This window comes from Sphingomonas sp. STIS6.2 (assembly GCF_000732685.2).
Classification (GTDB): Bacteria; Pseudomonadota; Alphaproteobacteria; order Sphingomonadales; family Sphingomonadaceae; genus Sphingomonas; species Sphingomonas aerolata.
This window is the reverse complement of record NZ_JPDP02000159.1, coordinates 488,525-514,709: the sequence shown is the minus strand read 5'-3', so window position 1 is coordinate 514,709 and position 26,185 is coordinate 488,525. Positions and strand designations below refer to the sequence as shown.

The following is a 26,185-nucleotide window of genomic DNA, read 5'->3' as shown; positions in this document are numbered from 1 at the left end:
ATATGGGGAGGGGCGGTTAGCGTCAGAACGAGACGCGGGCGCCGAGCGAGGTGACGATCGCGCTGGCGTCGCGGAGCGCGCCGTTGGTGCGGATGATGCTGCCCGCGACCAAGGTGGCGCGGTCGATCGTCGTGTTCTCGAAGTCGACATATTGCGCAGCGGCGTCGACCGCGATGCGCGGCGTCACCTGGTAGGAGGCACCGGCGGCATAGGTCCAGCGATCGGCGTCGGGAACGCGCGCGTCGCGCTGGCCGTCCTGGGTCGGCGTCTTGGTGCGCTGGACACCGCCGCGAACGGTCAGCTTGGGCGTGACGTCATAGTCGAGACCGCCCGCGAGGCTCCAGCTGTCGCGGTATTTTTCCGGGATCGACGTGTTGAGCGGTGCGCCGAGATCGATCGTGTCGAACTTGCTCCAGTTGAACGCGATGACCTGTGCGTTGAGCGTCAGCTGGTCGGTGGCGCGGACGCGGCCCGCGACGATGACCTGGCCCGGCGTGTTGAACTCGGCGGTCGCGCCCGAGACCTCGGTGTTGCCGCCGGCGAGCGGGCCGAGCAGGCCGGTGACGACGAGGTCGCCCTTCAGCTTGTGGCGGATGCTCGACTTGTAGGTGACGCCGACGGTGGCGAAGTCGTTGTGGAGCTGGACGCCCGCGGTCCAGCCGAGATCCCAGCCGTCGCCGCTGAGTTCCTGGCGGCCGTCGGGCTGCGCGGCGGAGACGTTGGGGAGCGCGTTGCTGAGGATCGCGTCGGTATATTCGACGTTGAGCGCACCGCCGACGCGGAGCCAGTCGGTCAGCTCGACGCCGATCGAGGGCTGGATGTCGATCGTGCGCAGGCGGGTCTTGTCCGCGCTGTAGCGGGCCCAGCTGTCGGCGTCATAGTTGGTCGTGAAGCTGAACGGCGAGGTGACGACGAGGCCGACCGCGATCCGGTCGGTCAGCGGATAGGCGACCGCGCCCGACGGGACGACGCCCTTGTTGACCGGGTCGCTCGAATTCGACTGGCCGCTGATCGCGGTGCAGGGCTGGCCGCCCGGGCGGCAGATCTGCGAGCCGGTGTCGACCACGTCGCCGCGCGGGATGATCGCGCTGGCGCTGAGCGTCGCGCTGCCGTCGCGGATGCCGGCGATCGCGGCGGGGTTCCACCAGAGCGACGCGGCGCCGGTATCGGCGGCTTCACCCGAAAACGCACGGCCCGCGCCGCGCGCCGACTGCGCCTGGAGATAGAAGGCGTCGGCATAGGCGGTGCTGGCGAAACCGGAAGCGGAGACGAGCGCGGTCACGGCCAGCAACGGGGCCTTGGTACGAAACGACATTTACAAAATTCCTGAACGCTAACTTTTGGGGAGATGAAAGGGACCTGGGATCAGCGGACGCGCGTCCAGGTCTGGGTCTTGCAGAGCGGGAAGAAGACGCAGCCGCGCAGCTTGAGCTGGTTCGCGCCGACCGGGGTGATCTTGCCGCTATAGGTCTTGCCGTCCTCGGCATTGTAGACCTGGCCGCTGCTCCAGACGCCGTCCTTGTCCGACTTGAAGCCGCTGAGCATCTGCATGCCCTGGATCGGGCGGCTGCGGAGTGCGGTGTTGCTGTTGTTCGCGTCCTTCATCGACGGGTTGGCGCGCAGCGCGTCGGAGGTCAGGATCTTGCCGCAGATCGAGGGGCCGCAGCGCGCGATCTCGACGATGGCGTTGTGCGTCTCGGTCCGCCAGCGGCCGACCACGGTGTCGGCGGTCGCGGGCGCGCCGGCGAGCAGCGCGGCGATCATCATCAGGGACATCGTCTATCCTCTCCTAAGGTTCCGGGGTCGTCGTATGTGTACGATCGTGAATATCTCACAAGATCAGCGACGTAAGCGCGACCTTGTTGCCGTATACGGCAGTAATCGTTCCGCCCTTAGTTTTGTACAAAGACAAGTCAAGTCTTCTTACTGAACCGGGGCGGTGAAAAGGTGTTTATCGGGGTCGCGACCGTCATCCCCGCCTTCGCGGGGATGACGGGTGTTCAGTTCCGCAGTGGCTTACCCGTCTGGAGCATGTGGACGACGCGCGCCTGGGTGCGCTGGTCCTTGACGCTTGCCATGAAGGCGGCGCGTTCGAGGTCGAGGAGCTGCGTCTCCGTGACGGTGTCGACGAGGTCGGCCTCGCCGCCGGTCAGCACCTCGGCGAGGCGGTCGGCGACCACCACGTCATAGTCGGTCGCCATGCCCTTCTTGTGGAAGTCCGACACCGCCATCGACAGCCCGGTCCGACCGCTCGCGCCCGCCAGACGGAAGGTCGGCGGCTCGGGGGCGACATAGCCCTCGACCAGCGCGAGCGCCTTCGCCTTGGCGTCGGCGAGCAGGCGGTCGCGGTTCATGGTGATGCCGTCGTCCTTGCGCAGGATCATCATCTCCTTCGCCTCCGCCGCCGACTTGGCGACCTGCGCGGTGGAGACCGCCTGGAACACCTTGGTCAGCGCGGGCATGGGGCCGTTGGGGAGCGTGCGCGACTTCGTCCAGCGGTCGAGCATTTCGCCATTGCCGCCCCAGCCAGGGACCAGCCCGACGCCGCATTCGACGAGGCCGGCATAGGTCTCGGCATGCGCCTGGACCGCGTCCGAGTGAAGCAGCATCTCGCAGCCGCCGCCGAGCGCGAGCCCGGCGGGCGCGCTGACGACGGGGAAGGGGGCGTATTTGAGCGCCTTGTACGCCTGCTGGCCGCGCGAAACGCTGGCCTCGACCATGTCCCACAGGCCCGCACCGACCGCGAACATCGCCGCGCCGAGATTGGCGCCCGCCGAGAAATTGCTGCCCTCGTTATAGACGACCAGCGCCTTGAAGCGCTCGCGCACGACCGGGACCGCTTCCTCGATGAGCGCGATGACCTGATCGTCGAGCGCGTTCATCTTGGTGTGGAATTCGAGTGCGGCGACACCGTCGCCGACGTCCCAGAGCGACGCCGAGGCGTTGGTCAGGACGGGCTGTGACCGCAGCTTGATGTCCTCGAGCAGTTCGACGCCGTCGGCGCGCGGCACGTCGGCATAGTCGCCGGCGGTGGTCAGATACTGGCGGTTGCCGTTCTCGACGCGGTAGAAGGGACGGACGCCCGCGGTCGTCAGGATCGCGGGCACGTCGCGGCCCTCGGCCGCGAGACGCTGGGCGAGCAGGCCCGGGCCCATCCGGTCGATCAGCTCGAACGGCCCGTATTTCCAGTTATAGCCGAGCTTCATCGCGTCATCGATCGCGACGATATCGTCCGCCGCCTCGCCGACGAGCATGGCGGCGTAGGACAGCGTGTTGCCGAGGATCGTCCAGGCATAGGTGCCGATCTTGCCGGGTTCGGCGATCAGCGCGGCGAGATCCTTGCCGGTCTTGCCGGGCAGCTCGGCGGGCTTCGCCTCGGGGCGATAGTCGCCGGTCGCGAGGTCGAGCGACAGCTTCGTGCGCGTCGCCTTGTCGAAGCGGTAGAAGCCGCCCTTGCCCTTGCGACCGGTAAAGCCCTCCGCGATCATCTTGTCGACGAGCGGCATGTCGCGGACGGTGTCGAAATAGGGGTCGCCCGCGGGCAGCGTCGACGAGAGGCTCTTCGACAGCAGCGGCATGAGGTCGACGCCGACGAGGTCGACGAGCCCGAAGATCCCGGTCTTGGGCACGCCCATCGGCCGGCCGCCGATCTGGTCGGCCTCCTCGACGGTCAGCCCCTGGTCCATCGCCGCGTTGATCGCGATCGCCAGCCAGTAGGTGCCGATGCGGTTGGCGATGAAGCCCGGCGTGTCCTTCGCGCGGACGATGCGCTTGCCCATGAAGCGATCGACGAAATCCTCGACCTTCCCGGCGACCGCGACGTCGGTATGCTCACCGCGGACGATCTCGACCAGCCGCATGTAGCGCGGCGGGTTGAAGAAATGGGTGATGAGGAAGTCGGCCTTGAACTGGTCCGAGCGGCCGTCGACGAGATGGCCGAGCGGGATCGTCGAGGTGTTCGACGAGACCGCGGTGCCCGGACGCTTCAGCGCCTCGAGCTTGGCATAGAGCGCCTGCTTGATGTCGAGCCGCTCGACGATCGCCTCGACGATCCAGTCGCATTCGGCGACGCGGTCGAGATGATCGTCGATATTGCCCGTCTCGACCAGCTTTGCCGCACGCTTCGACATGAAGGGCGCGGGGTCGGTCTTGAGCATCTTCGCGACCGCGCCCTTTGCGACCGCATCGCGGTCGTCACCCTCACGGGGCACGATATCGAGCAGCAGCACCGGGATGCCGGCATTGGCGACCTGTGCCGCAATCCCTGCGCCCATGACGCCTGCGCCGATGACGCAGACTTTTTTGATCTGGTCCGACATCATGCGCGCTCCAGCACCGTTGCGATGCCCTGACCGCCGCCGATGCACTGGGTGGCGAGCGCGTAGCGGCCACCTTCGCGCGCGAGCAGGGCTGCAGCCTTGCCGACGATGCGCGCGCCGGTCGCGCCGAGCGGATGGCCGATCGCGATCGCGCCGCCATCGAGGTTGATCGTCTCGTCCTTGAGCCCGAGGTCGCGGATGCAGGCGATTGCCTGGCTGGCGAACGCCTCGTTGATCTCGACCACGTCGAGGTCGGCGACGGTGATGCCGGCGCGCTCCATCGCCTTTTGCGAGGCGTAGATCGGACCGAGGCCCATCGTCGACGGCTCGTTACCCGAGACCGCGACCGACTTGATCCGCGCGAGGATGGTCAGGCCGTGCTTCGTCGCGAACTCTTCCGAGGTGACGAGGACGGCCGACGCCCCGTCCGTCAGCGGCGAGGAGGTGCCGGCGGTGACCGAGCCGTCCGCGCTGAACGCAGGCTTGAGGCCGGCGAGCGCTTCGGTGGTGGTGCCGGCGCGGATCGTGCCGTCCTGGCTGACCGGACCGGCCTTGGTCTGGATCGTCACGATCTCGTCCGACAGGCGACCATCGGCGCGCGCGGCGGCGGCCTTGTCCTGGCTCTTGACCGCGAACGCATCCTGCTCGGCGCGCGTGATCTGGTAATCGCGTGCGACGTTCTCGGCAGTCTCGCCCATGCCCATATAGGCGCCGGCGTTCTTCTTGAAGAGATCGGGGTTGGGGAGCGGGTTGTAGCCGCCCATCGGTACGCGGCTCATCGATTCGAGCCCGGCGCAGATGAACGCGTCGCCCGCACCGATGTTGATCTGGCCGACCGCAATGTGGATCGCGCTCATCGACGAGCCGCAGAAGCGGTTGACCGTCATGCCGCCGACCGACAGCGGCAGGTCGGCGAGCAGGCCGATCATCCGCGCGACGTTCAGGCCCTGCTCGCCCTCGGGGAAGGCGCAGCCGAGGATGATGTCCTCGATAGCGGCGGGATCGACGCCGGTCTTGTCGAGCAGACCGCGGATCGTCTGCGCGGCGAGATCGTCGGGGCGGACGCGGGCGAGGTCGCCCTTGCCGGCAAGGTGGAACGGCGAGCGGGCGTACCCGGCGATGACGACGTTGGTCACGATGATCCTCTCCAATTGCAATCGGTCCGCTTAAGACTTGCGGGCTACCCTTAAGGTGCGATACCTCTCCTATACGTCAAGGTGATGCGGCCTACAATATCAGTCGAGAGCGCACGCCGAAAAGGAGAGAGAGATGCTGGACACCGACGGCCGTGCGATCGGCGTACCGCTAGAAGGCGAAGCGCGTTTGCTGGGCGACATGCTCGACACGGCGGTCCGCCGATTCGGGTCGCGGACGGTGCTGGATTTCCTCGGGTCGACGATGACCTATGCCGAGCTTGGCGACGCGGTCACGCATGCGGCGCGGGGGCTGCAGGATCTGGGCGTGGTGAAGGGGACGCGCGTCGCGCTTTGCCTGCCGAACACGCCTTATTATCCGGTGCTGTTCTTCGCGGTGCTGAAGGCGGGCGGGATCGTCGTCAACGTCAACCCGCTCTATGTCGAGCGCGAGCTGTGCCACCTGCTGAAGGATTCGGGCGCGGAGATCATCGCGACCTGCGACATCGCCGAGATCCATGCGCGCGTGCTGAAGGTCGCGGGCGAGACGGGGCTGCGGCATGTCATCACCTGCCCGATCGCGGGCGCGCTGCCGACGCTGAAGTCGATCGCCTACCGCGTCTTCAAGCGCGCCGAGATCGCGCGCGCGCCGAACGACGCGCGGCATCGCAGCTTCGACTCGCTGGTGCATGCAAAGGGCGCGCCCGTGCCGGTGGCGGTGACGCCGGACGAGGTCGCGGTGCTGCAATATACCGGGGGGACGACGGGCGAGCCCAAGGCGGCGATGCTGAGCCACGCCAATCTGGTGTCGAACGCGGATGCGATGATGACGTTCGTCGGTGGCGAGACGCCCGAGCAGGACCGGGTGATGGGGGCGCTGCCGCTGTTCCATGTCTTCGCGCTGACGACGGTGCTGACCTATTCAATCCGCGCGGGCGCGCAGATGATCCTGTTGCCGCGGTTCGAGCTGCAGCAGCTGCTCAAGACGATCGTGCGGACCAAGCCGACCTATTTCCCCGCGGTGCCGACCATCTATGCCGCGATCACGAAGGCGGCGGAGACGCAGCCGATCGACCTGTCGTCGATCCATGCGTGCATTTCGGGCGGCGCGCCGCTGCCCGCCGAGGTGCGTACCGCGTTCGAGGCGGCGACGGGGTCGAAGCTGGTCGAGGGCTATGGCCTGTCGGAGGCGTCGCCGATCATCACCTGCAATCCGATCGAGGGACTGAACAAGCCGGGATCGGCGGGGCTGCCCTTTCCCGGCACGATCATCGAGATCCGCGACCGCGAGGACCCGACCCGGCTGCTGCCCGTCGGTGAGAATGGCGAGATCTGCGCGCGTGGTCCGCAGGTTACGCAAGGATATTGGCACAAGCCGGAAGCGAGCGCGGCGCTGTTCGCGGACGGCGCGCTGCGCACCGGGGATGTCGGGCATCTCGACGCGGACGGCTATCTGTTCATCGTCGACCGGATCAAGGACCTGATCCTGTGCGGCGGCTACAATGTCTATCCGCGCGTGATCGAGGAGGCGCTGTACGAGCATCCCGCGGTCGCCGAGGTGGTGGTGATCGGGGTCGCCGACGCCTATCGCGGCCAGGCGCCCAAGGCGTTCGTTACGCTGGTCGAAGGTGCGGTCGCAACCCCTGTGGAATTGCGTGATTTTCTCCGCGACAAGATCAGCAAGATCGAGCTTCCCCGCGAGGTCGAAATCCGCGACACTCTGCCCAAGACGTTGATCGGCAAGCTATCCAAAAAGGAACTTGTCGCGGAGGAAGAGGCCAGGCTGGCACGCGCGATGCCGGCCGGGGCAGCGTCGGGGGAGAGGGGAGCGACACCGTGAACGAGCGGCAGGACGATCTTACCGGGATTCAGGACGTGTCGCAGGCGCTGGGGGTCAGCGCGCGGACGCTGCGCTTCTATGAGGACAAGGGGCTGATCGAGCCGTGCCGGATCGGCACGACGCGCGTCTATACGCGGCGCGACGTCGCGCGGATGCAGCTGATCCTGCGCGGCAAGCGGCTGGGATTCTCGTTGCGCGACATCGAGGAGTTCCTCGTCCTGTATGATGCGGATCCGCAGCATGTCGAACAGATGCGCGCGCTCGCCGAACGCTGTCGCCAGCGGATCGACGACCTCCAGCAGCAGCAGGCGGCGATCGCGCAGACGCTGCAGGAACTAGAGAAGATCGAGGCGCAGGCGCTCGAGCGGATCGCGTCCTGACCGGCCTGTAACGCGCAGCGGTTGCACCGCGCGGCGCAGCGCGGCAGGGACGGGCGATGCGTACCATCTCCTCCGCCGCCGGCGTTCGTCTCTATCATCTCGACGATGCGCTCGAGGGCGGGGCGGCGACGACCTTGTTCTACGGCCCGCTCGGTGAGGCGCTGGCGATTGCCGCGCAGCAGAGCGAGGAGGTCCAGGCGGGGCTGTACATCGCGACCGAGAACGACGTCGTCGCCTATCTGGACCTCGACGAGTGAGCGTCAGGCGCCCGCGGTGAAGCCGTCGTCGCGGTCGGCGGGGACGGGCGCGCTGACCGCCTTGCAGATCGCGCGGAGTGCAGGCTTCAGCCCCTCCTCTAGCGTCGGGTGATAGAAGGGCATGTCGAGCAGGTCGGTCGCGGTGCGGCCCTGCTGGATCGCCCACGCGATCAAATGCGCGCTGTGCTCGACCCCGGGGGCGGCCATCGTCGCGCCGGTGAGCCGGCCGGTGCCCGCCTCCGCATAGAAGCGGATCAGCCCGGCGTTGCGCGCCATGACCTTGGCGCGACCCTGATCCTCGTAGGACGCTTCGCCGATGACGATGCCGTCCTGCTCGTCGGGGGTGATGTCGCCGATCACCGCGACGGTCGGGTCGGTGAACATGATCGCGAGCGGGACCATCCGCGGGCCGGGGGTGACGTCGGGGAACTGCGCGGCGTTGCGGCCGGCGATCATCCCCTCGGCAGACGCTTCGCCGAGCACGGTGCGGTCGTGATCCGCGTCGCCGGCGATGAAGATCGGCGCGTCGCCGCATTGCATCGTCGTCCTGTCGAAGACCGGCGTGCCGTGATCGTCGAGCGCGATCCCGGTGGTCTCTAGCCCGAGGCCCTTGAGCCGCGGCGGGCGGCCGGTCGCGACGAGCAGATAGTCGAAGTGGCGGGATCCCGATTGCTCGCCCGACCAGGACAGACGAACGCCGCCGCTGTCGGATTCCGCCTTCAGTTCCATTTCGAGATGGATCGGCAGTTCCTTGTCGAGGATACCGTGCAGTGCCGCCGAGACCTTCTCGTCCTTCAGCGCGGCGAGGCCGGGGGACTGGTCGAACACCGCCGTCTCAACGCCGAGCCGGACGAGCGCCTGGGCGAGTTCGAGCCCGATCGGGCCCGCGCCGATCACGCCGACCGAGCCGGGCAAGGTCGGCAGTTCGAAGATCGTCTCGTTGGTCAGCACGCGGTCGCGGACCGCGTCGAAATTGTCGGGGATGTTCGGGTAGGAGCCGGTCGCGATCACGATTGCCTTGGCGGTCACGGTGCGGCCGTCGTCGAGCCGGAGCGTGGTCGCGTCGATGAAGTGCGCGCGGGCCTGGACCTTCACGCCGTCGGGGAGCTTGTCGAGCGAGTCGCAGACGCCCGCGACGAACGCGTCGCGTTCGCGCTGGACGCGCGCCATGACCGCCGCCCCGTCGATCCGTGGCTCGGCGGTGATGCCGAAGACCGATGCCTGGCGTACCGCATGCGCGGCGTGGGCAGCGGCGATCAGCAGCTTGGAGGGCATGCAGCCGACGCTGGCGCAGGTGGTGCCCGAGAAGGTCTCGTCGATCAGCAGCGTGCGCGCGCCGTTGCGCCGTGCGTTGCGCTCGGCCGCGAGACCGGCGGTGCCCGCGCCGATGATCGCGACGTCGCAGGTTAACTCGGGGCTGGTGTTCGGCATGATCGACTCCGTCTCCGGAGCATTCCGGTCATGGCAGCGAAACCTTCCAACCGCCTGACCCGTTCCGCATGCCGATCCGATAATCACCACGATCCGAGGACCCGCCATGCTGACCGTCCATCACCTGAATTTCTCCCGGTCTTTCCGCATCTTGTGGCTGCTGGAGGAACTGCAGCTGCCCTATGAGCTGGTCCGGTACGAGCGCGATGCGAGCTTCCGTGCGCCCGCGTCGCTGAAGGCGGTGCATCCGCTGGGCAAGGCGCCGATCGTGCAGGACGATGAGCTGACGCTTGCCGAGAGCGCGTCGATCCTGTCCTATCTCGATCGCAAGTACGGCGGCGCGCGGCTCAGCCCGCCCGAGGGCACGCCCGAGGCGGCGATCCATGACGAATGGCTGCACTATGTCGAGAGCTCGGCGGCGTTCCCGATCATGATGACGGTGATCGGCAAGATGATGGGCGGGCTGCCCGAGGGCCTCGGCAAATTCTCCGAGCCCGAGGTCGCCAAGACCTTTGCGTACATCGCCGACGCGGTTGGCGAGGGGCCGTATCTGATGGGGGCGAAGCTGACGCTGGCGGATATCCAGATGTCGTACCTGCTCGCGACCGCGGAGAGCGCGGGGCTGCTCAAGGACCAGCCGGAGGTGAGCGCGTATTTCGAGCGGCTGAAGGCGGTGCCGGGCTATCAGAAGGCGATCGAGATCGGCGGGCCGCTGTCGCCACCGCGGCGCTGACGGGTGAGCGGACCGGCGCTGCGATACCGCAGCGCCGGTCCTGCCGGCTCAGCGCGCCTTGAAGCGGATCGCCTGACCGCCGCCCGGGGCGAGCGCGAGCGTCAGCGTGTCGCCCTTGCGGACGCGCTTGGTCTCGATCGTGATCGCGTGGCGTGCGGTCGTCTTGTAGTCGGCGCCGGGGCCGTCGCGGTAGATCTGCGCGGTGTAGGTCCGGCCGGCGTCGAGGAAGTCGAGCGCGACGGTGAGCGTCCGGGCATTCTCGTCGGTGACACTGCCGACATACCAGTCGTTCGACTTGCGGTCCTTGCGCGCGAAGGTGACGAAATCGCCGACCTCGCCGTTGAGCACGCGGGTGTCGGACCAGTCGGTCGGCACGTCCTTGATGAACTGGAACGCGGCGGGGTATTTCGCGTAATTCTCGGGCGTGTCCGCCGCCATCACGACAGGCGAATAGAGCACGACATAGAGCGCGAGCTGCTTGGCGATGGTCGACAGGAGATCGCTGTCGTCGGTGCCCTTGAGGCTGAGCACGCCGGGGGTGAAGTCCATCGGCCCCTCGAGCATGCGCGTGAAGGCGAGGTTCGCCTCGTGCTCGGGCGGGTTCTTGCCGGCCCAGCTGTTATATTCCATCCCGCGCGAGCCCTCGCGCGCGATCCAGTTGGGATAGGTGCGGCGCAGGCCGGTATCCTTGACGGGCTCGTGGCTGTCGATCGACACCTTGTACTTGGCAGCCGTGGTGACGACGCGGGTATAGTGGTTCACCATCCACTGGCCTTCATGCCATTCGCGGTGCTGCGACCCGTCGGGATCGACGCGTTCGATCTGGCCCGCGTCGGTGACATAGCCGGTCTTGATCGCGGGAATGCCGTGATCACGCGCAAAGGCGAAGGCGCGGTCGAGCTGGCCGTCATAATGGCTGGCCGAGCCGCCGGTCTCGTTATGCCCGATCAGGTAGACGCCCTTCGACTTGGCGTATTTGGCGAGATAGCCGGCGTCGAAATCGGGGGTCGGCGTGTCGAACTGCATCGCGGTGCCGTCACCGAACCAGTCGCCGTCCCAGCCGACATTCCAGCCCTCGACGAGGACGCCGGGGATTTTGTTCGCACTGGCGAAGTCGATATAGGTCTTCACATGCGCGGTGGTGGCGCCGTGATTGGGGCCGGTCGCCCAGCTCCATTTGCCGGTGATCATGTTCCACCAGACGCCGACAAACTTGCCGGGCTTCACCCAGCTGACATCGCCAAGCTTGTTCGGTTCGTTCAGATTGAGCTCGATATGGCTCATGTACAGGCCGGGCGCGTCGTCCGAGAGGATCAGCGTGCGCCACGGCGTCGCGAACGGGCCGGTCCGCGTCACCTTGGGCGCGCCGGCGCCGGGGGTCAGCACCGCCTTCAGCGTGTTGCCCTCGACCTTGGCGACGTTCATGCCGGCATAGTCGGTGAGCGCGGCCTCGTGCAGCGCGACATGCGTGCCGCCCGCGAGCTTCAGCGTGATCGGCGTCGCGGCGGTGCCGACATCGGCGAGCGGCGTGCGGTTGTAGAGATATTCCTCGCGGTTCCATTCGAAGCCGGGCTTCCACCAGGCGGTCGCGTCCTCGGCAAAGGCGAACTGCGTCAGCTCCTCGGCGATGTTGACGGTCTTGAAATTGGGCTGGTCGGGGAAGACGTAGCGGAAGCCGATGCCGTCGTCCTGAAGCCGGAACACGACGTCGATCGCGCGCTGCAACCGGTCGGTCTCGCGGAGGCGGACGCGCATCTCGGTGTGGTTGTCGCGGATCGTCTTCCACTCGCCCCAGGGCTGGGTCCAGGTCGAATCCGCCTTGTCGCGGGTGACGGTCTCGATCTTCAGATGCCGGTCGAATTTGGGCGCATCGGTGAAGAGGAAGCCGAGCCGCGACGGCTTGACGATCAGCGTGCCCTTGCGCGTGACGCTGTAGGTCGCATGACCCTCACCGTCGGTCGCGACGGTGACCGCGATGCTGCCATCGGGCGAGGTCGCGATCGCCGAGGGGATCGTCGGGACGGGCTGCGGCTTGATCGTCTCGTTCGTCGTGACCGCGGGGGTGGTGGCGGCGGGGGCGGCCTGATCCTGCGCGATCGCGGGTGCGGTGGTCGCGAGCAGGGTCGCCAGCGTGAGCGAGAGGGTCTTCATGATCCGGTCCTTTCGACGATCAGCGCGGCATAGCCGCCCAGTCGTCCTATCGTTGCGTCGTTGATGCTGTCGCGGACGCGCCAGTGTTCGGGGGTAGCGGGGCTCCACGCGACCGGCGTCGCGGCCATGTTGAAGACGCAGAGCAGGATCTGGTCGCCGTCACGGCGTTCGAAGGCAAGCAGCGTGTCGGTGACCTCGGTCAGGACCAGATCGCCGATCGCGAGCGCGGGGATCGCGCGGCGCAGCGCGAGCAGGCGGCGGGTCAGCGCGAGCAGCGAGTCGGGATCGCCCTCCTGCCGGTCGACCGCGAGCTCGGGATGGTCGTTGCCGACGGGGAGCCAGGGCGACGCATCGGTGAAGCCCGCATGCGGCGCATCGGCCCGCCACGGCATCGGCGTGCGGGCGCCGTCGCGCGACAGCGTCAGCGGCCAGTTGGCGATCGCCTCGGGATCCTGGAGCTGGTCGAACGGCACCTCGACCTGGGTCAGGCCCAGTTCCTCGCCATAATAGAGAAAGATGTTGCCGCGCAGGCAGACGAGCAGCGCGATCTTCATCCGCGCGAAGGCGTCGCGGTCATCGGGGCCGATCCAGCGCGAGACGGCGCGGGGGGCGTCGTGATTCTCGAACGCCCAGCTCGGCCAGCCCATCTCCGCGTCCGACGGCCAGAGCGTGATCGCGTCGGCGACGGTGCTGGGGCGGAGGTCCGACGCGTAGAGGAAGTCGAAGCCATAGGCGCTGTTGAGCCGGGTCTGGCCGCGGGTGAACAGCTTCATCTCGCGGTCGCTGTCGGCGCCCCCGACCTCGGCCACGGTGAAGCGGTCGCCATAGCCGTCGATCAGCCGCCGCAGTCGTTCGAGAAAGGCGGGGATGTCGGGATGGCTCTGGTTGTGGACATGCGCCTGAAAGTCGAAGGGGCGCGTCTTCAGACTGTTGTCGGTGACCGGCGGATTGTCGGTCAGCGCGGGGTCGTGCATCGCGAAGTTGATCGCGTCGAGCCGGAAGCCGTCGACGCCGCGGTCGAGCCAGAATTTGGCGGTGTCGACGATCTCGTCCTGAACGTCCGCGTCGTGGAGGTGGAGCTGGGGCTGTTCCTTCAGGAAATTGTGCAGATAATATTGGCGACGGCGCGCGTCCCAGGTCCAGGCGGGGCCGCCAAAGACCGACTGCCAGTTGGACGGCGGGCTGCCGTCGGGCTTGGCGTCGGCCCAGACATACCAGTTCGCCTTGGGGTTGGTGCGCGACGAGCGGCTCTCGACGAACCAGGGATGCTCGTCCGAGGTATGGCTGTAGACCTGGTCGATGATGATCTTCAGCCCGAGCGCGTGGGCGCGCGCGATCAGCGTGTCGAAATCGGCGAGCGTTCCGAAGATCGGGTCGACATCGCGGTAGTTCGCAACGTCATAGCCGAAGTCCTTCATCGGCGACGTGAAGAAGGGTGAGAGCCAGACCGCATCGACGCCGAGGTTCGCGACATAGTCGAGATGGCGGGTGATGCCGGGCAGGTCGCCGATGCCGTCGCCGTTCGAATCCGCAAAGCTGCGCGGATAGATCTGGTAGATGACCGCGCCCTTCCACCAGGGTCGGTGCACGGGCAGGCTCGTATCGTCGGGCATCAGCGGGTCTCCGCGGCGCAGACCGCATAGCCAAAGGCGGGGATGGTCAGCGTGACGCTGCCGGGGGCGGTCGCGCGCGCGGCGCAAGCGCCGGCGAGCGTATCGAAGCGGGTCGAGCGAGTCTCGACCTGGATCGCGCTGGTCAGCGGCTTGGCGCTGGTGTTGTACGCAAGGAGCATCTCGGCGCCGGTCACGGGATCGAACCGCGAGACCGCGAACAGGCCGGGCGTATCGCCCCGCGCGCGAACGATCGTGCGGCCGCGGGTCAGCGCCGGGTGCGCGACGCGGAGGCGGGCGAGCTGGGCGATCTGGCGGAACAGCGGGTGGGTCGTACCGAAATTGGCGGTCGCGGTGGTCGCGTCGGTGCCGACGAGGCGGTTGTCGTTATAGACCGCGACCTTCGAGGCGAACATGTCCTCGCGTGCGTCCTGGTCGTCGCCGTCGCCGGCAAAGCCCTGCTCGTCACCCGAATAGATGGTCGGCACGCCGCGCAGCGTCAGCAGCATCGCATGGCCGAGCTTGACGCGGGCGAGCACCTCGGCCTCGCTCGCATTCGGGTTGAGGCGGCGGACGTCGCGCGCGAAGCGGCCCTGGTCGTGGTTGCCGAGGAAGGTCGGCAGGATCATCGCGGTGTCGGCGCCGTGTTCGTAGAGTGCGTCGCCGTCGAACAAGGCGGCGAGTTCGTTGGTGCCCTTGTTGCCCGCGACGACGTCGGTCACGCCCCAGCGGAAGCCGAAGTCGAGCACCGCGGGCAGCTTGTCGACGCGGGTGAAGCGCGCGAGATAGCCCGGATCCATCGTCCCATAGGCGACCTCGCCGAAGATGTGGAAATTGGGGATGCCGTTCGCTTTGGCGCGGTCGAGCATCGCGGGTGTGAAGGCCTGCCAGAATTCGGGGTTCACGTGGCGCGCGGTGTCGATGCGGAAGCCGTCGACCTTGAACCGGTCGATCCAGCTGCCGAAGATCTCGATCATGCCCGACACGACGCGGGGGTTCTCGGTCGCGAGATCGTCGAGGCCGGAGAAATCGCCCATCGTCGAGCTCTCGTCGGTGAAGGTCGAGTCGCCGCGGTTGTGGTAATAGATCGGGTCGTTGAGCCAGGCGGGGACCTTCGCGGTCCGTTCCTTCGCAGGGACATAGGGCGTGTAGGCGAAGCCGGGGTCGGTCAGCCGCGCGAAGTTTTTAGGCGTGCGGACGGCGTCGCCCGCGAAGCCGGGATTGATCGGCTTGCCACGCAGGCCGAGCTTGCGCTGATAGGGATAATTGGCGCGGTCGCGATAGGCGCAGGGGGTGCCCTCGGTGCATTCGCGGTACTGGATCACGTCGGCGGTATGGTTGATGATGATGTCCATATAGACCTTCATCCCGCGCGCATGCGCCGCGGTGACGAGCGCGGTCATGTCGGCATTGGTGCCGAGATGCGGATCGACCTGCGTGAAGTCGGTGATCCAGTAGCCGTGATAGCCCGCGGACTCCTTGCCGGGCGCGCCCTGGACGGGCTTGTTCTTGAAGATCGGGCCGAGCCAGATCGCCGTCGCGCCGAGCGACTGCAGATAGCCGAGGCGCTTGGTCAGGCCCTTGAGGTCGCCGCCGTGATAGAAGCCCTTGGCGGTCGGGTCGAAGCCGGTGACGCGGCGATCGCCGGTCAGGCCGCCGCGGTCGTTGGCGGGATCGGCATTCTCGAACCGGTCGGGGAGGACGAAATAGATGACCTCGTCCTGCGGCAGGCGCGCGCGATAGTCGGGTGCCGGTGCGGCCTTCGGTGCAGGGCCGGGGTCTGCGATGGCGGGCGAGAGCGCGAGCAACCCTGCCAGGATGGTGGCGACGCTCTTGATCATCGGATGTCCTTTTCGCACCGGAACTCGGTGACGGCGCCACCGGCGCCGGGTCGCCGTCCGCCGGGATGACCCCGGGCGGACGGCGGTATTACAGGTGGTTAGAAGCGGAAGCTTGCACCCAGATAGAACTGGCGCCCGAAATATTGCAGCGTGCCGGTCTGTGCGGTCTGGCCGAAATAGGAGCGGGTCGGCTGGTCGGTCAGGTTGTTCGCCTGCGCGAGCAGCGTCATCCCGGCGAGCGGGCTTCCCTGCGGGAATTCATAGCTCATCTGCGCGTCGAACACGGTCTCGGCGGCGTTGGTCACGATCTGCTCGCTGAGGCCGAACTGCGGCGCCACGAACTTCGAGCGGTAGCGCATCGAAACGCGCGTCTGGAAGCCGTTCTTCTCGTAGAAGAGCGTCGGGTTGGAGACGATCTTCGACAGGCCGGGCAGCGACAGCGAGAGCGTGTTGCCGCTGATCGCGTTGGTGATGCTGACGTCGGACTGGTTGTACGAGATGTTGAGCACCGCGCCGAGGCCGTCGAACGGCGCCGGCAGGAAGTCGAACGTCTTGGTGATGGCGCCTTCGAAACCATAGACATAGCCGCCATTGCCGTTGATCGGTGCGAACAGATTGCCGGTCGTGACGACGCTGGTGAAGCCGGTCCCTGCGAGCGGCGGGGTGCTGATGCCGTTGGCGGCGAAGTCGTAGTTCGGGATGACGCCGCCGATCACGAAGCTGCGGACGTCCTTGTAGAAGGCGCCGAGCACGAGCGAGCCGCTGTTGCCGAAATAATGCTCATAGGTGGCGTCGAACTGGTTGGCACGGAACGGCTGGAGCGCGGGGTTGCCGCCGGACCCGTCGAGCCGCGCCGCGGTGCCGCCGATGCTGACCAGGTTGGTGCTGATCGAGTTGCGGAAGTCGAAGAAGCGCGGACGCGAGATCTGGCGCGAGAGCGACAGGCGGGCCTGGTCGTTCTCGGTCAGGCCGAGGATGAAGTTCGCCTGGGGCAGCCAGTCGGTGAACTTGCGGCCGCGGGTGTTGAGGTAGCGACCGGTGCCGCCGTCCGAGATGGTCGAGGACGAGCTCTGGTCGGTATGGACGACGCGCAGGCCGATATTGCCCTTGAACGGCAGCGAGCCGGCGATCGTGTCGAAGTTGAGCTGGCCGTAGCCGGCATAGGTCTTCTCGTCGATCGTGAAGCTCTGGTCCTGCGTGAACGCCTGGGTCTGGTCGACGACGCGGTCGGGCCCGAGCTGCGAGTCGAAGATGCTGCCGATATCGGCGACGATGAAGTCGGGGAAGGACGAGAACTTGCCCTTGAAGCCCGCGGTCGTCGAATTCGAGCCGGTCAGCGTGACCGGTGCAGCGAAGCTGAACGCGTTGAAGCTGGTGATCGTCCGCTCTGCCTTGCGGTTGCCGTAGCGGCCGCCGACCTCGAACGACTTGAGGAACGGACCGTCGATCTTGAGCAGCGCACTGCCCGCGAACGCATAGAGGCGGTCGGTGTCCTTCTGCGGGACGATGTAGAAGCCTTCGAACGCGTTCGCGGCGGGATCGGTGTAGTTGGCGTTGGTCGAGAACGAGCCGACGTTCAGACCGTCGAGCTTGTAGCTGAGCGTCGTCGGCGTCGCGGTCGTGTTGCCGTTGTCGTCGAGACCCGAATTGTTGAAGAAGCTCGACGCGCGCGAATAGGAGCCGTCGGCGGTCAGCGTGAGCTGGCCGATGTCCTTCTGGACGTTGCCGCCGAAGGTGTAGAGCTTGTCGAGGCGGTTCTCGTTTTGCTGGATCGTGCGCGTGCGGATGCCCGAGGCGTTGCCGCCGACGATCGTGTTGCCGATGACGGTCGGGTCGGTGAGGTTGCTGCTGGTCTGCTGCAGGTTCTCGACACGGATGCCGCGGCGGAACACGTCCGACTTGAAGCGCGAATAATAGCCGTCGAGCAGGACGCGGAACGTGTCGGTCGGCTCATACTGGACGCTGCCGAGCACGCCGTCGCGCGTCTCGTTGCCGCCCGACTGGACCGCCTCGAAGCCATAGCCGATCGCGTCGGCGCGGCCGTTGCCGTCGAGGTCGCGGATCGCCGGGCTGCCGTTCTGGCCGGTCGCGGTATAGTCATAGCCGACGAAGCGCGTCGCGACGTTCGCCTGCTTCAGACGCGCATAGCCGACCGCGAGGCCGAGCGTGTCGTCGAGCAGCTTGGTCTGGATCGAGGCGCTGCCGCGATAGCCGAATTCGCTGGCGTCGGGGTTCTGGCCGGCGCGGTCATTATAGACGCCGCGGACGTTGACGCTGACGAGCGTCTTGCCGGGGATGCTGAGCGGGCGCGCGGTGCTGAGCTCGACCTTGCCGGCGACACCGCCCTCGATCTGCGAGGCCTTGGGGCTCTTGTAGACTGCGGCCTGGTTGATGAGCTCGGACGGGTACTGGTCGAATTCGATGACGCGGTTGCCCGATGTCGCGACCTGTTCACGGCCGTTGAGCGTGGCGGAGACGAGATCCTGGCTGAGCCCGCGGATGTTGATCGCGGAGGCCTGGCCGCCGGTACGCTGCGAGGTGACGCCGGGCAGGCGGGCGAGCGACTCGGCGATCGAGACGTCGGGCAGGCGGCCGATATCCTCGGCCGAGACGATCTCGGCGACGACGTCGAGGTTGCGCTTGACCGCGATCGACGAGCGCAGGCTGGCGCGGAAACCGGTGACGACGATGTCGTCGCTCGACTCGGCTGCGGGGCCGCTGCTCGGCGCGGTGGCGTCCTGCGTCGCGACGGTCGGGGCGGGCGTCGAGGGTGCGCTCGACACGGTGTTGTCGGCGGAGGCTGGGGCGGGATCGGTCGCGACCTGCGCGTCGGCGACCGACGCGGCGAAGAGCGCCACGGCGAGCGCGGTGCCGCTGGCCGATAGGGTGAAAAGGTGATGCGCGGCAGATGCCGGGAAACGCTTGGACGTCGTCATGTTCAACTCCCCTGAAAGCCCCGCTGCATCTTTCGCGCCGTGGGCCGTGTGTGGCATTCCAATGGAATTCCGCCCCCCGAAAGCCAATCAATCGACATACGTATTCAGTGCGGCCGTTCCGGCCGTGTTGCCGATTTGCCACGGATCGCGGGGGCCAATGCGTTGACGTTGCGGGCAAACTGGAGTGATGATTGCGACGGCGACGCCGTCCGAGCGCCCCCGAGAGGATCCCTGTCTTGAGTGCCCAGCGCAAATCCACGTCGTTCGACATCGCGCAGGCCGCGGGCGTATCGCAGCCGACCGTGTCGCGCGCACTGCGTGGCAGCCCGACGGTCAGCCCGGCGACGCGGCAGCGGATCGAGGCGATCGCCAAGCAGCTCAACTATACCGTCGACCGCAGTGCCTCGAACCTGCGCAGCGGCAAGACGCGGACGATCGCGCTGCTGCTGTTCCGCGATCCGACGCCCGACGAGACCGAGGTCAATCCGTTCTTCCTGGGCATGCTGGGCGCGATGATGGGGGCGTGTGCCGATCACGGCTATGACCTGCTCGTCTCGTTCCAGAATTTCTCGTCCGACTGGCATACCGATTACGAGGACAGCCACCGCGCCGACGGGCTGATCCTGCTCGGCTATGGCGATTATGCGGATTATCGCGCGCGGCTCGATCATCTCGTGGCGCAGGGGACGCATTTCATCCGCTGGGGATCGGTGCGGCACGACCAGCCCGGGCTGACCGTCGGGTGCGACAATGTCGCGGGCGGTGCGGAGGCGACGCGGCACCTGATCGCGCAGGGGCGGACGCGGATCGCGTTCCTGGGCGATGCGACCGACCATTATCCGGAGTTTTACGACCGGCACCGCGGCTATCTCGCGGCGCTCGAGGAACATGGCCTGCATGCCGATCCGCACTTGCAGGTCGATGCGATCACCACCGAGGAGGACGGCACGCGCGCCGCTCAGGCGTTGCTCGCGCGCGGGGTCGCGTTCGATGCGATCGTCGCGGCGAGCGATCTGATCGCGCTGTCGGCGATGCGGGTGCTGGCGGGGGCGGGGCGGATCGTGCCCGACGACGTCGCGATCGTCGGCTTCGATGACATCCCCGCCGCCAGCCTCGCCAACCCGCCGCTGACGACGGTGGCGCAGGATACGGTGCTCGGCGGCCGGCGGCTGGTCGAGATGCTGCTCGCGCGGATCGACGACCGCCCGGTGACGAGCATCGTGCTGCCGACTCAACTGGTCGTACGGCGTTCGTCGGGCGAGGCCGCCGCGTGACGCGCGAGAAGCCGCGTCAGGGTTTCTGGGGTCTGTGGAACATCTCGTTCGGGTTCTTCGGGATCCAGATCGGTTTCGCCCTCCAGAACGCGAATGTCAGCCGGATCTTCCAGTCGCTCGGCACCAGTGTCGACGACCTCGCCTTTCTGTGGATCGCCGCGCCGCTGACCGGGCTGCTCGTCCAGCCGGTGATCGGGCATTACAGCGACCGGACCTGGGGGCGGCTCGGGCGCCGGCGACCCTATTTCCTGGGCGGTGCGGTGCTGGCGACGATCGCGTTGCTGGGGATGCCGAACGCGCCTGTGCTGTGGGTCGCGGCGGCGTTGCTGTGGATGCTCGACGGATCGCTCAACGTCGCGATGGAGCCGTTCCGTGCGTTCGTCGGCGACATGCTGGGCAGCCGGCAGCGGACCGCGGGCTATGCGTTCCAGACCGGCTTCATCGGCGCGGGTGCGGTGATCGGCAGCCTGGCGCCGCTGATCCTGACCGACGTCTTCCACGTCGCCAATACCGCGGCGGGCGGCGGGATCCCGCCATCGGTGCGTTATGGGTTCTATCTGGGTGCGGCGGCGTTGTTCTGCGCGGTGCTGTGGACGGTGCTGACGACGAAGGAATATTCGCCCGACGAGATGGCGGCGTTCGAGCAGGACGGCGGCGTGGTCGAGGCGGGGCCGGCGATAGCGGCACCGGTCGGATCGGGCGCGCGGCTGGCGCCGGTGTGGATCGCGCTGGGGGCGATCGTGATCGCGGCGGTGGCGCGGTTCGGGCTGGACAAGCCGGTCTATCTGCTGGGTGGCGGGCTGATCGCGTTCGGTGTCGCGCTGCTGGTCAGCGCCGCGCTGGTCCGGTCGGGTCGCGAGTCCAATGTTCTCAGCCACATCGTCGGCGATCTTGCGACCATGCCGCAGACGATGAAGCGGCTTGCGCTCGTCCAGTTCTTCACCTGGTCGGCGCTGTTCATCATGTGGATCTACACCACGCCGATCGTCACGCAGCGCGCGTTCGGGACGACCGACACGGCGAGCGCGGCGTATAATGACGGCGCGAACTGGGTCGGGGTGCTGTTCGCGGTGTATAACGGCGTGGCGACGGTGTGGGCATTCGTGATGCCGTGGCTCGCGGGCCGGATCGGGCGGCGTAATGCGCATATCCTGGGGCTGCTGAGCGGCGCGGCGGGGTTCGGATCGTTCCTGGTGCTGCGCGATCCCCATGCGCTGATCGGGTCGATGGTGCTGATCGGGATCGCCTGGTCGTCGATCCTGACGATGCCCTATGCGATGCTGTCCAACGCGCTGCCGCAGGCCAAGCTGGGCGTGTACATGGGGCTGTTCAACATCTTCATCGTGCTGCCGCAGCTGATCGTGTCGTCGGTGATGGGGCAGGTGATGCGGACGGTGTTTCCGGGCGACCCGGTCTGGGCGATGCTGATCGCGGCGGGGGTGATGGGCGTCGCGGCGCTGGCGATGCTGCGCGTGCCGCGGGACGCCTGAGATCCTGTCCTCCCCCTGGCGGGGGAGGATCAGGGGTCAGCCGCCGAAACCGCCGCGGCCGCCAAAGCCGCCGCCGAACCCGCCGCGCGAGATCACCGAGCTGCGGGTCTGGACCCGCGCGGGCGCGCGCGCCGTGGTGGGGGTGAAGGCGTCCGAGCCGACGCGGGTGCGGCCGGTGACGTAGTCGCGGCTGATGCGGCCGCCGGCGCCGCCATAATAATTGCCCTGACGGTCGCGGTACATCGGCGCGCCACGATAGCCATAGCCGCCGTTGAGCGCCTGGCCGATGATGAACCCGGTCAGCAACGGCGTGAAGAAGCTGCCGCCGCTGCCATTGTTGCGCGGTTCGCACTGCGCGGCGCCGAACTGCTCCTCGCAGGTCTGCTTGTCCTCGAACCGTGGTGCGGTCTTGGCGGCGTCGGTCTTGGCCTGTTCATAGGCGGTGTCGCACTGCGCGGCGGGGATCGCCCCCGCCGAGCGGCATTCGGCGACCGAGGCATAGCTCTGCGCGTCGACGGGCTTGCCGCCGACATCGCCGTCGCAGGCGGTCAGCGAGATGCCCGAGCCCGCGATCAGGCCGGTGAGGACGATCGAGCTGGAACGCTTCATGTCTTTGCCTCTCAGTTCGTCATGCAGGCGGCATTGAGGATGCCGACGCAGAGCGAGATGCTGCCCATATAGGTGGCGGCGGCGATGTCGCCCCGCACGATCCGGTCGTGAATGTCGCGCATCACGAGGCGGCGGACGACGAGTGCGGCGACGATCTGGATCACGCCCGCGAGCACCGCCCACACCGCGAACTCGACCAGCGTGACGGTGTGCGTCAGCGCGGAGGCGAGCGGGAGGACATAGCCGAGCAAGGCCGCGCCCAGCGTGATCGCCGCGGCGGTATTGCCGTCGCGGATCAACGCCTTCTCGTTATAGGGCGTGGTCACCTAGAAGATGATCTTGAACGCGATGGTGAAAAGCCCGGCCGCAACGAACGCGATCAGGAAGGCCGCCGCGCTGGCGCCGAAGCTGTAATAGTCGATCATCTGAATCCCCCGGAACGCTGATGCGACGATGCTAGGCGCGGAACTCGCCGAGTTCCAGTGCGACGCCGAGCATGATCTCGAACGAGACCTCGCCCGCCTCATTCTCCTGGTCGATCGCGAGCAGCAGTTCGCGGCCGTCGTCGCCCGGCAGGTCGCGGCCGAACAGCATGCAGGTCTGGAAGATGCGGCGGTCGACGATGCCGTCGCGGTCGTCGTGGAGGTCCTCCCAGAAGGTCACCGGTTCCTGTTCGCTCGCCTCGGGACCGAACCAGACGCGGTTATAATCGGGGAGGCCCTCCGCGGTGAAGCTGCGCGCCTTGAGCCGGGACTTCCAGGCGGGGCGCTCGGCGGCGGAGGAGGGGTAGGCGCTGTCCCAGGGTGCGAAGATCGTGACGTCGGTCACGTCCTGCCCCGCGCGGTCGTTCGAGACCGCCTGGAACATGATGTCGTCATCGGTGTAGAAACGGTGGACGAACCCGCCCTCGTTGAGGTCGACCAGACCCTGCGCGACGATCACCAGCGTGTCGCGGTCGAACGGGAACAGCAGCTCCGATCCGAACCGGCGCCAGGCGAGCGGGTCGACGGTCACCGTGCGGCCGAGCGTGACGTTGCGGATGACGGGAAGTCCGGTGCCTTCAAGCGGTTGCTTGCGGCCGAACAGGCGATCGAACATGCAATCCTCACGTTATGGTTCGGCCTGTGCATAGGCGAAAGCGGCGATGCTCGCAAAGCGCCATTGGCGCGCCCTTCGCCGACGCCTATGTGTGCGGGCACGCGACAAGCACGGGAGTTCTTGCATTGACCGACATCTGGACCGTCCGCAGCCTGAAGGCCGCGCTCGATACGTCCGAGCCTGCGAAAACGGGGGAGTTGAGCGTCCGTATCGTCGAGGGGGCGGATCCGATCCTGCTCGTCACGATGCACGAGCATGGCGACCTCGAACTGTTCGTCAATGTGAGCGAGGCGCAGATCTCGGCCTCGACCCTGCTCTGGCCGTGCGACGAGCAGGAGGACCAGGCGGCGTTCAACGCGTTCCTGCTGAAGACGCAGAAGCTGGTGCCACTGTCGAACTTCGGGATCGGCAGCGTCGAAGGGCGCGATTATTATGAACTGTTCGGCGAACTCGCGACGTCGAGCCGGCTCGACACGATAGTGATCGAGCTGCGCACGCTGGCCGAGAACGCGATCGATGCGGCCACCGACCTGCGCAACGCGCAGATCCCCGCCGCCTGACCCAAAGCATCATACGGAGAGACTGGCATGGCCATCTGGAGCAAGATTTTCACCCTCGGCCGGGCGAGCGCGCATGAAGCCGGCGCGGCGGTCGTCGACGCGAACGCCCTGCGAATCCTCGACCAGGAGATCCGCGACGCGGACAAGGCGCAAGGGAAAGCGCGCGACGACCTGGCCGGGCTGGTCGCCCGCCGTCGCATCCTCGAAACCGAGGTCGAGAGCTTCCGCGCGCAGGCCGCGAAATACGAGGCCTCGGCGCGGATCGCGGTCGAGAAGGGCAATATGGACCTTGCACGGCAGGTCGCGCAGCGGATCGCCGATCTCGAACAGGACATCGCGCTGAAGAGCCCGCAGGTCGAGGACATGCGCGCCGCCGAGGAGCAGATCCACACCGCGGTCGCGCAGACCGACCGCAAGATCGAACAGCTCCGCCGCGAGGTCGAGGTCGTCAAGGTCAACGAGTCGGTGCAGAAGGCGCAGGCGACGGTCGCATCGGGCAGCATCGGCGCGGGCAACAAGCTGGGCTCCGCGGCGGACAGCCTTGCGCGGATCCGCGAGCGGCAGGCGATCCGCGGCGAGCGGATCAAGGCGGCCGGCGAGCTCGAGGACCGGCGCACCGGTGCGGATCTCGACGAGAAGCTGCGCCAGGCGGGGATCCTGCCGGGTCAGTCGTCCGCGGACGACGTGCTCGCCCGGCTGACCGCGCCCAAGACCGACCAGCTCGGGCAGACGCTGCGGATCGAGCAGCGCGACGACAGCAAGACGCAGGACAACTGATGCGCCGGATCGCGGTCGACCCGCGCGGCGACTGGCGCGAACGGGCCGACGCGATCGGGTTCGTCTATCACGGCACGGCGGTGGGCGACGCAATCGAACCCTATTGGGACGAGAGCGCCGCCTATGCCTTCACGCTGGCGGAGATCGAGGAGGATCTCGAACCGGCCGCCGAACAGATGCATGCGATGTGCCTCGAACTGGTCGACGAGGTGGTGCGCGACCAGCAGCTGATGGAGCGGCTCGCCATCCCGCGCGAGCAGTGGAATTATGTCGCGGAGACGTGGCGGACGCGCCAGCCGTCGCTCTATGGCCGGTTCGACTTCGCCTATGACGGGACGGGGCCGGCCAAGCTCTACGAATATAACGCGGACACGCCGACGTCGGTGTTCGAATGCGCGACCTTCCAGTGGATGTGGCTCGAGGATCTGCTCGCGAGCGGGGCGATGCCGGCGGGGACCGACCAGTTCAACAGCCTGTTCGACAAGCTGCGCGAACGCTTCCGCGCGCTGTTCCCGAGCGGTGGCTTCGTCCATTTCGCAGCCGACGCGACCGCGATCGAGGACCGCCAGACGGTGCGGTTCTTCGAGGATCTGGCGAGCCAGGTCGGGATCGAGCCCAAGTTCGTCGAGATGAAGGATATCGGCCTCGCCGCCGATGGCCGGTTCGTCGATCCCGAGGGCTTCGAGGTGCAGGCGGCGTTCAAGCTCTATCCGTGGGAGTTCATGCTGCGCGAACCCTATGCGCCGAACCTGTCGCGTGCGGACGTGCGCTGGATCGAGCCGGCGTGGAAATCGATCCTGTCGAACAAGGGCATCCTGCCGCTGTTGTGGGAGCGGCATCCCGGGCACCCGAACCTGCTGCCCGCGTTCTTCGACGGCGATCCGGCGTCGAAGATCCTGGGGCCGCGCCATGTCCGCAAGCCGCTATTCTCGCGCGAAGGGGCCAATGTCGAGATCGTCGGCGGGGAGGGCGGCACGCCCGCCATTCTCGACCAGGGCTATGGTGCCGAAGGGGCGATTCTCCAGGCCTATGCGCCGCCGCCGGTGTTCGACGGGCGGCATCCGGTGATCGGGGCGTGGATCGTCGGCAACGAAGCCGCGGGGATCGGCGTTCGGGAGGATGAGACGGTGGTGACGCGCAACATGGCGCGCTTCGTCCCGCATATCATCGAGGCGAATGATGACTGACGTACGCGAGCTGCCCCCGTTGCCGCCGATCGAGCGGCTGGTCGAACTGATGTTCGATGCCGCGCGGATGGGGCGCGACGAGATGATCCCGGCGCTCCTGCAGGCCGGGGTCGATATCGAGGTGACCGATGCGCGGGGGTACACCCCGCTCGTGCTGGCGAGCTACAATGCGCAGGAATCGACGACGCGGCTGCTGCTCGACGCGGGCGCACGGGTCGATGGCGATCCGGCGAGCACCGCCAATACCGCGCTGATGGGGGTGTGCTTCAAGGGCTATACCTCGATCGCGCGGATGCTGATCGCGGCGGGGGCGGACGTGAACCGGCGCAACGGCGTCGGGCAGACCGCGCTGATGATGGCGGCGTTGTTCAATCAGGGGGCGATCATCGACCTGCTGATCGAGCAGGGTGCGGATCCGGCGGTTGTCGATGCGGCGGGGAACAGTGTGGCGTCGCTGGCGATGTCGCAGGGGAATGCGGCGCTGGCGGCGCGGTTTGCTGAGGGTTCGCACGGGTTGGGATCCGCGGCCTAAACCTCGTCATCCTGACGAAAGTCAGGA

General features: G+C 67.3%; 22 protein-coding genes. 10 read left to right on the top strand and 12 right to left on the bottom strand.

Translation table 11 applies throughout. The features are described 5' to 3' along the window. Positions 1 to 22 precede the first annotated feature (22 nt). The 4 genes from sphst_RS17165 to sphst_RS17150 form a co-directional block, all read right to left on the bottom strand. On the bottom strand, positions 23 to 1,315 hold the full coding sequence (locus sphst_RS17165; protein ID WP_107045873.1) for an OmpP1/FadL family transporter: 1,293 nt from the start codon (positions 1,313 to 1,315) through the stop codon (positions 23 to 25). A gap of 50 nt (positions 1,316 to 1,365) precedes the next feature. Further along, positions 1,366 to 1,776, bottom strand: a complete 411-nt coding sequence (locus sphst_RS17160) for a DUF2147 domain-containing protein (RefSeq protein ID WP_031395134.1) — start codon at positions 1,774 to 1,776, stop codon at positions 1,366 to 1,368. A gap of 224 nt (positions 1,777 to 2,000) precedes the next feature. Further along, positions 2,001 to 4,319: a 3-hydroxyacyl-CoA dehydrogenase/enoyl-CoA hydratase family protein gene (locus sphst_RS17155; protein ID WP_031395135.1), complete on the bottom strand. Its 2,319-nt coding sequence runs from the start codon at positions 4,317 to 4,319 to the stop codon at positions 2,001 to 2,003. Beyond that, positions 4,319 to 5,455 (bottom strand): thiolase family protein, encoded by a 1,137-nt coding sequence (locus sphst_RS17150; RefSeq protein WP_031395136.1) that lies wholly within the window; start codon positions 5,453 to 5,455, stop codon positions 4,319 to 4,321. Before sphst_RS17150 ends, sphst_RS17155 begins: the two co-directional genes overlap by 1 nt. Positions 5,456 to 5,588: 133 nt before the next feature. On the opposite strand from sphst_RS17150, the gene sphst_RS17145 reads away from it, so the two are divergent. Genes sphst_RS17145 through sphst_RS17135 form a run of 3 tightly spaced genes read left to right on the top strand, consistent with a single transcriptional unit; the run spans position 5,589 to position 7,929 of the window. Next, positions 5,589 to 7,292 carry a long-chain-fatty-acid--CoA ligase gene (locus tag sphst_RS17145; protein WP_234387725.1) on the top strand — a complete coding sequence of 568 codons (1,704 nt, stop codon included), beginning with the start codon at positions 5,589 to 5,591 and terminating at the stop codon, positions 7,290 to 7,292. Continuing rightward, positions 7,289 to 7,672 carry a MerR family transcriptional regulator gene (locus tag sphst_RS17140; protein ID WP_031395139.1) on the top strand — a complete coding sequence of 128 codons (384 nt, stop codon included), beginning with the start codon at positions 7,289 to 7,291 and terminating at the stop codon, positions 7,670 to 7,672. Before sphst_RS17145 ends, sphst_RS17140 begins: the two co-directional genes overlap by 4 nt. Before the next feature lie 56 nt (positions 7,673 to 7,728). Next, on the top strand, positions 7,729 to 7,929 hold the full coding sequence (locus sphst_RS17135; protein ID WP_031395140.1) for a hypothetical protein: 201 nt from the start codon (positions 7,729 to 7,731) through the stop codon (positions 7,927 to 7,929). A 3-nt stretch (positions 7,930 to 7,932) separates the two neighbouring features. Here the strand turns inward: sphst_RS17135 and sphst_RS17130 are convergent, their stop codons facing one another. After that, positions 7,933 to 9,360: a dihydrolipoyl dehydrogenase gene (locus tag sphst_RS17130; RefSeq protein ID WP_031395141.1), complete on the bottom strand. Its 1,428-nt coding sequence runs from the start codon at positions 9,358 to 9,360 to the stop codon at positions 7,933 to 7,935. A 106-nt stretch (positions 9,361 to 9,466) separates the two neighbouring features. Between sphst_RS17130 and sphst_RS17125 the strand changes: the two genes are divergently transcribed. Beyond that, positions 9,467 to 10,093, top strand: a complete 627-nt coding sequence (locus tag sphst_RS17125) for a glutathione S-transferase family protein (RefSeq protein WP_031395142.1) — start codon at positions 9,467 to 9,469, stop codon at positions 10,091 to 10,093. Positions 10,094 to 10,141: 48 nt separating this feature from the next. Here sphst_RS17125 and sphst_RS17120 read toward each other — a convergent pair whose 3' ends face one another. The 4 genes from sphst_RS17120 to sphst_RS17105 form a co-directional block, all read right to left on the bottom strand. After that, positions 10,142 to 12,244 carry a glycoside hydrolase family 97 protein gene (locus sphst_RS17120; RefSeq protein ID WP_031395143.1) on the bottom strand — a complete coding sequence of 701 codons (2,103 nt, stop codon included), beginning with the start codon at positions 12,242 to 12,244 and terminating at the stop codon, positions 10,142 to 10,144. Further along, entirely contained in the window at positions 12,241 to 13,857 is a 1,617-nt protein-coding gene (locus tag sphst_RS17115; RefSeq protein ID WP_107045872.1) for an alpha-glucosidase, read from the bottom strand. Before sphst_RS17115 ends, sphst_RS17120 begins: the two co-directional genes overlap by 4 nt. After that, the gene (locus tag sphst_RS17110) at positions 13,857 to 15,695 is read right to left on the bottom strand and encodes an alpha-amylase family glycosyl hydrolase (protein ID WP_107045871.1); all 1,839 of its coding nucleotides are present in this window, start codon (positions 15,693 to 15,695) and stop codon (positions 13,857 to 13,859) included. The genes sphst_RS17115 and sphst_RS17110 overlap by 1 nt, the downstream gene beginning before the upstream one ends. 98 nt (positions 15,696 to 15,793) lie before the next feature. Then, positions 15,794 to 18,631: a TonB-dependent receptor gene (locus tag sphst_RS17105; RefSeq protein ID WP_159043695.1), complete on the bottom strand. Its 2,838-nt coding sequence runs from the start codon at positions 18,629 to 18,631 to the stop codon at positions 15,794 to 15,796. 236 nt (positions 18,632 to 18,867) lie between these two features. Here sphst_RS17105 and sphst_RS17100 point away from each other — a divergent pair, with 236 nt between their 5' ends. Together sphst_RS17100 and sphst_RS17095 are read left to right on the top strand one after the other, a co-directional pair. Continuing rightward, positions 18,868 to 19,905, top strand: a complete 1,038-nt coding sequence (locus sphst_RS17100; RefSeq protein ID WP_107045869.1) for a LacI family DNA-binding transcriptional regulator — start codon at positions 18,868 to 18,870, stop codon at positions 19,903 to 19,905. Next, positions 19,902 to 21,395, top strand: coding sequence for an MFS transporter (locus sphst_RS17095; protein ID WP_107045868.1), 1,494 nt, complete (start codon positions 19,902 to 19,904; stop codon positions 21,393 to 21,395). The genes sphst_RS17100 and sphst_RS17095 overlap by 4 nt, the downstream gene beginning before the upstream one ends. Positions 21,396 to 21,431: 36 nt before the next feature. Here sphst_RS17095 and sphst_RS17090 read toward each other — a convergent pair whose 3' ends face one another. The 3 genes from sphst_RS17090 to sphst_RS17080 all read right to left on the bottom strand — a co-directional run bounded on the left by sphst_RS17090 (position 21,432) and on the right by sphst_RS17080 (position 23,102). Further along, a complete protein-coding gene (locus sphst_RS17090) occupies positions 21,432 to 22,004 on the bottom strand; it encodes a DUF1190 domain-containing protein (RefSeq protein WP_037529576.1) in 573 nt (190 codons plus the stop codon). 11 nt (positions 22,005 to 22,015) lie between these two features. Further along, positions 22,016 to 22,330, bottom strand: a complete 315-nt coding sequence (locus sphst_RS17085; protein ID WP_199849012.1) for a DUF350 domain-containing protein — start codon at positions 22,328 to 22,330, stop codon at positions 22,016 to 22,018. 130 nt (positions 22,331 to 22,460) lie between these two features. Continuing rightward, the gene (locus sphst_RS17080; RefSeq protein ID WP_031393896.1) at positions 22,461 to 23,102 is read right to left on the bottom strand and encodes a DUF2491 family protein; all 642 of its coding nucleotides are present in this window, start codon (positions 23,100 to 23,102) and stop codon (positions 22,461 to 22,463) included. Between the two features lie 125 nt (positions 23,103 to 23,227). Between sphst_RS17080 and sphst_RS17075 the strand changes: the two genes are divergently transcribed. Genes sphst_RS17075 through sphst_RS17060 form a run of 4 tightly spaced genes read left to right on the top strand, consistent with a single transcriptional unit; the run spans position 23,228 to position 26,158 of the window. After that, positions 23,228 to 23,662: a YjfI family protein gene (locus sphst_RS17075; RefSeq protein ID WP_031393897.1), complete on the top strand. Its 435-nt coding sequence runs from the start codon at positions 23,228 to 23,230 to the stop codon at positions 23,660 to 23,662. Positions 23,663 to 23,689: 27 nt separating this feature from the next. Next, positions 23,690 to 24,439 (top strand): PspA/IM30 family protein, encoded by a 750-nt coding sequence (locus sphst_RS17070; RefSeq protein WP_056407847.1) that lies wholly within the window; start codon positions 23,690 to 23,692, stop codon positions 24,437 to 24,439. Next, positions 24,439 to 25,626 carry a glutathionylspermidine synthase family protein gene (locus tag sphst_RS17065; RefSeq protein WP_107045867.1) on the top strand — a complete coding sequence of 396 codons (1,188 nt, stop codon included), beginning with the start codon at positions 24,439 to 24,441 and terminating at the stop codon, positions 25,624 to 25,626. Before sphst_RS17070 ends, sphst_RS17065 begins: the two co-directional genes overlap by 1 nt. After that, positions 25,619 to 26,158 (top strand): ankyrin repeat domain-containing protein, encoded by a 540-nt coding sequence (locus sphst_RS17060; protein ID WP_031393782.1) that lies wholly within the window; start codon positions 25,619 to 25,621, stop codon positions 26,156 to 26,158. Before sphst_RS17065 ends, sphst_RS17060 begins: the two co-directional genes overlap by 8 nt. Positions 26,159 to 26,185 lie beyond the last annotated feature (27 nt).